This window comes from Roseovarius halophilus (ex Wu et al. 2025) (assembly GCF_047086965.1).
Map to the genome: position 1 here is coordinate 1 of NZ_JBKOTX010000609.1, position 323 is coordinate 323.

Genomic DNA, 323 nt, shown 5'->3' on the forward strand with positions numbered 1-323 from the left:
ACCGCCCTTGGCGCGCGAGGCGGCCGCGCGCAGCCGATCGAGCGTTTCCGGCGATGGCGTTCCGGCGGCCTGGCGCTGGGGCGCGACAAAGCCTTCAGGGTCGGCGTCTATCTGCGCGTCCGAGGTCCGGGCGCGCGGCTGGTAAGCCGGTTGCGGCAGGTCGGACTCGGCCGCGGGGGCGTCGAAGGTGTCGCCGGCCTCGTCGTCGGCCGCCTCGTGCTGATCGACCACGGGGCCATCGAAGAGCGTCGGTTCGGGCGCGACCTCGGCGGCCGTGGGCAGGGCGATTGCAATTTTTAAACAGCCGATGGCAAGTTTTACCA

At 70.9% G+C, this 323-nt stretch carries 1 pseudogene; it reads right to left on the minus strand.

Going from position 1 to position 323, the window contains the following annotated elements:
* A pseudogene (locus ACH107_RS33705) lies at positions 1 to 323 on the minus strand (cell division protein FtsZ); the annotation flags it as partial.